This window comes from uncultured Agitococcus sp. (genome assembly GCF_937920075.1).
Taxonomy (GTDB): domain Bacteria; phylum Pseudomonadota; class Gammaproteobacteria; order Pseudomonadales; family Moraxellaceae; genus Agitococcus.
Window position 1 is genome coordinate 1 of sequence record NZ_CALETI010000006.1, and the last position, 3,732, is coordinate 3,732.

The 3,732-nt window shown below is 39.0% G+C and carries 5 protein-coding genes; 1 reads left to right on the forward strand and 4 read right to left on the reverse strand.

The features are described 5' to 3' along the window. The 4 genes from Q0212_RS00145 to purM all read right to left on the reverse strand — a co-directional run. A partial coding sequence (locus Q0212_RS00145) for a putative solute-binding protein (protein WP_297920534.1) occupies positions 1-326 on the reverse strand: 326 nt, incomplete at its 3' end. 230 nt (positions 327-556) lie between these two features. Then, positions 557-1,240, reverse strand: a complete 684-nt coding sequence (locus Q0212_RS00150; protein ID WP_297920537.1) for a DUF3108 domain-containing protein — start codon at positions 1,238-1,240, stop codon at positions 557-559. Positions 1,241-1,285: 45 nt separating this feature from the next. Further along, on the reverse strand, positions 1,286-1,924 hold the full coding sequence (purN, locus tag Q0212_RS00155; protein WP_297920543.1) for a phosphoribosylglycinamide formyltransferase: 639 nt from the start codon (positions 1,922-1,924) through the stop codon (positions 1,286-1,288). 148 nt (positions 1,925-2,072) lie between these two features. Next, positions 2,073-3,113, reverse strand: a complete 1,041-nt coding sequence (gene purM / locus Q0212_RS00160) for a phosphoribosylformylglycinamidine cyclo-ligase (RefSeq protein WP_297920540.1) — start codon at positions 3,111-3,113, stop codon at positions 2,073-2,075. Positions 3,114-3,268: 155 nt separating this feature from the next. Here purM and Q0212_RS00165 point away from each other — a divergent pair. Further along, positions 3,269-3,732: hypothetical protein (locus Q0212_RS00165; RefSeq protein WP_297920541.1), on the forward strand; the 464-nt coding region annotated here is incomplete at its 3' end.

The window sequence follows — 3,732 nt, forward strand, 5'->3', positions numbered from 1 at the left end:
GCCCCCAAAGGCAATAAGCCTGCCACTTCATAGTTATTTTGAATCATATACTTGCTGGCTTCGGGCTTGGCTAAGACCTCAAACAACAATTTAACACTGCGATAATTTGGCAAGCCGCCTATTGAGTCTATGCTGCCTGTGGCCTGATTAAATTGTCTGGCTCGAATGCCTGTTAATAACACGCCATCGCATTGGCCTGCTTTAAAGTCTTCGGCGGCAATACGTTCGTCAATATAGGGAATAATGTCTAATTTAGTTCCCCAACGGGCGGCATTGAGGGCATATTCTTTCATTAGGCTATAAACAGGCCCTTGTTTGCCTGCCATGTCAAAGACACAAAGGCTTTGGCTGTGTGCAGAAGCACTTCCTATTATTAAAGCACTACAAACAAAGCATTGCAGTTGTGTTGTTAGATTGAAGTTTTTCATATGATTATGATGAATTATTAGTCTTTTTTACACCATAACACAGTGATATAAAAAAAACAGCCTTTTCATCTTTGAGATTTGTTTCGGGCTTCATACGACAAATTTACATTACTTCAAGCACGAGTAACTTACTTTTGCAATGCTTGCAATTCAATAGTATAAATTGCGCCATCATCCATTTGCACCACTTTAACAGGCAAATAATCTAAGGATTTAGCTAACCAAAACTGGGTTTGCCGATCAGCAGAATGATGAATACGCGTCACTTTTAAAGCTTCTATTTCGCCATAAGGGATTTTTATTTTTTCAACACCATCCACAATAAACTTTAAAGGTTGAAAACCTTTTGCATCGCCCAAAAGATATTCTTTTAATTGTGGCTTAGTTTGCTGGCTTAAATCTTGGCGAATTTGGATTTCTAAATTTAAAGGGTCTAAAACCGTTTTATCGGTTAAGGGAAATGTTTCGTTTTGGCCTTTACGCAAGGTTGTTAATTGTTGCTTATCCCAATCAAAAGTAGCCTGATCAACACGATTTTTGAATAAAACTTGTTTACTATTTTGATAACTTAACGACTGAACTTGTTGTTTATCAAAAATAAACTCACTCACTTCATTAGCATTGGCAATAGCGGCTGTTGCATTAAATTGATAACGGTAATGATTGTTTTCTTGTTTGCTTAAGGTGCGTGTAGCTGTGCCAGTAATTTGTTGATTTAAATTAAATTGATACGTTGCTGTATAAGGTTGCAAATCAAAGGCAAAGGTTTTTACACCAAGACTTAAACTCGTGATTAACAACAAAAAACGCATATTTACCCCTCAACCAAACCCTCTCCTACAGAGAGAGGCAGAACTTTAATCAAATAACAACTTCATTGGTGTAGACAAGGTTTGACCATCTAACACAGGCAAACCTTGTTGATAACTCAAACGGCCATAACTAAGCCAATTTAGCACGAGAGGATAAATAATATGTTCTAATTTATGTACTCTTTGTATTAAAGATTGTTCGGCTTCGTTAGCCGCCACCGTTAACACCGCTTGGGCAATCACCGCCCCACCATCTAACTCGGCATTAACAAAGTGAACGGAACAACCATGAAGTTTATCACCTGTTGCCAACACCCGTTGGTGGGTATGTAAACCTTTATATAAAGGCAATAATGAGGGATGAATATTAATTAATTTACCTTCAAAATGCTGAACAAAAGCAGGCGTTAAAATACGCATAAAACCTGCCAATACCACCACATCAGGTTGCCATACATCAATGATTTTTTGCATGGCCAAATCAAAATCTTGGCGTGTAGCAAACTGTTTATGATTGATAACTGCGGTCGTAATCCCTGCTTGTTGGGCGCGTACCAAGCCATAAGCATCTGCTTTATTAGACAATACGCCAACCACTTGCCCTGCAATATATCCTGACTGACAAGCATCCATAATTGCTTGCAAATTACTACCTGAGCCAGAAATTAAAACAACAATTTTCATGTAAGCAAACTTTTTAATCATACACCCTCACCCCAACCTTCTCTCACAGGGCGAGAAGGTTCTCTCTCCCTGTGGGAAAGAGCTAGAGAGAGGGTTTATTAAAATAAAAAGGCAGGCACAAGGCCTGCCCCCTAAACGTCATTTACCATTAAGCAAAAACAACGGTAGGCTCAGCATGAGTTGATGGCTGAATTTGACCTAAACGCCATGCTTGTTCACCATTGGCTTGTAAATGAGCAATGGCTTCGTCAGCTTTATCAGCAGGCACAACCACAACCATGCCCACACCACAGTTAAAGGTACGATACATTTCAAAACGTTCAACATTGCCTTGCTGTTGTAACCATTGGAAAATGGCTGGCCATTGCCAAGATTTCTCATCAATCACCGCATCAGCACCTTCTGGCAACACACGTGGTAAATTACCTGGCAAACCGCCACCCGTAATATGAGCAATCGCATGTACTGGTACAGCTTTAATTAAAGACAACATCGACTTCACATAAATACGGGTGGGTGCCATCACCACATCGGCTAAGGTTTTGCCGTCTAATGGTTGGTTTAAATCGGCTTGAGCAACCTCAATCACTTTACGAACTAAAGAATAGCCATTCGAATGCACACCACTCGAAGCAATACCAATTAATACATCACCTGCTTTGACTTTAGAGCCGTCAATAATTTGTGATTTTTCGACAACACCCACACAAAAACCTGCTAAGTCGTAATCTTCACCTTCATACATACCTGGCATTTCGGCTGTTTCGCCACCAACTAAAGCACAACCTGCTTGTAAACAACCTTCACCAATACCTGTAATTACCGTTGCAGCTGTATCAACTGATAAATGGCCTGTTGCATAATAATCTAAAAAGAATAATGGCTCTGCACCACACACCACTAAGTCATTAACACACATCGCCACTAAATCAATACCAATGCTTTCGTGACGCTTTAACTGTAAAGCGAGTTTTAATTTAGTACCCACACCATCTGTGCCAGAGACTAAAACAGGTTGTTTGTAGCCTGCTGGAATTTCACATAAAGCACCAAAACCACCTAAACCACCCAATACTTCAGGACGTGTCGTTTTTTTAGCGACACCTTTAATACGTTCAACTAAATGATCGCCTGCATCAATATCAACGCCTGCATCTTTGTAGCTTAACGAAGTTTGTGTATTGCTCATGGTGATTTCTTTCCACAAAAATAAATAAAAAGGAAATTTGGGGGCGCATTTTAGCGTTTTATCGTGCTTTGCTCCACTATTAACAGCAATAAAGCCTAGAAATTCCACGTCAAGTTGCGTATGGTACGCAAGTTTGTCTTATCAGGATGTCATAAATGAAGTTTTTTCGTCATTTAGTACTAAGTTCTATGCTTATCAGCTCCGCTCAAACTTATGCAGCTAACTGGGTAGATGATTTACTTAATCTGACGGGTACGAGTTTAATTTTTGAACAAAACATCGTACAACAAGCTTTACAAGACAATCAGACTATCCCTGACTTAAATCAACTTCTAGAAAATAGTCATTTTCAAGCATGGGCTGGTGCTCGCTTGTGGATTGTATATTCTGCAAATGGCCAATTACAAAGTTATCAACTTAAAGATGCCATTAACAATGAAGCCAATCAACGTGGATTACTCTTAAGCAATAAACTTTCAGCAAACGACATTACGCTACTTAATATTGCTATTACGAGTTACAAAACCAACTCTCAGCCATTAAAAACTTTATTACAACAACAGCAATATGATGGCTTAGTATTAATTAATCAAAAAGACAATACATTTACATGGAAAAT

What these genes read in the sequence shown, in the direction of transcription:
- Q0212_RS00150 (WP_297920537.1), bottom strand. Translation starts at nt 1,240, where the DNA reads ATGCGTTTTTTGTTGTTAATCACGAGTTTAAGTCTTGGTGTAAAAACC.
- purN (WP_297920543.1), bottom strand. Translation starts at nt 1,924, where the DNA reads ATGAAAATTGTTGTTTTAATTTCTGGCTCAGGTAGTAATTTGCAAGCA.
- purM (WP_297920540.1), bottom strand. Translation starts at nt 3,113, where the DNA reads ATGAGCAATACACAAACTTCGTTAAGCTACAAAGATGCAGGCGTTGAT.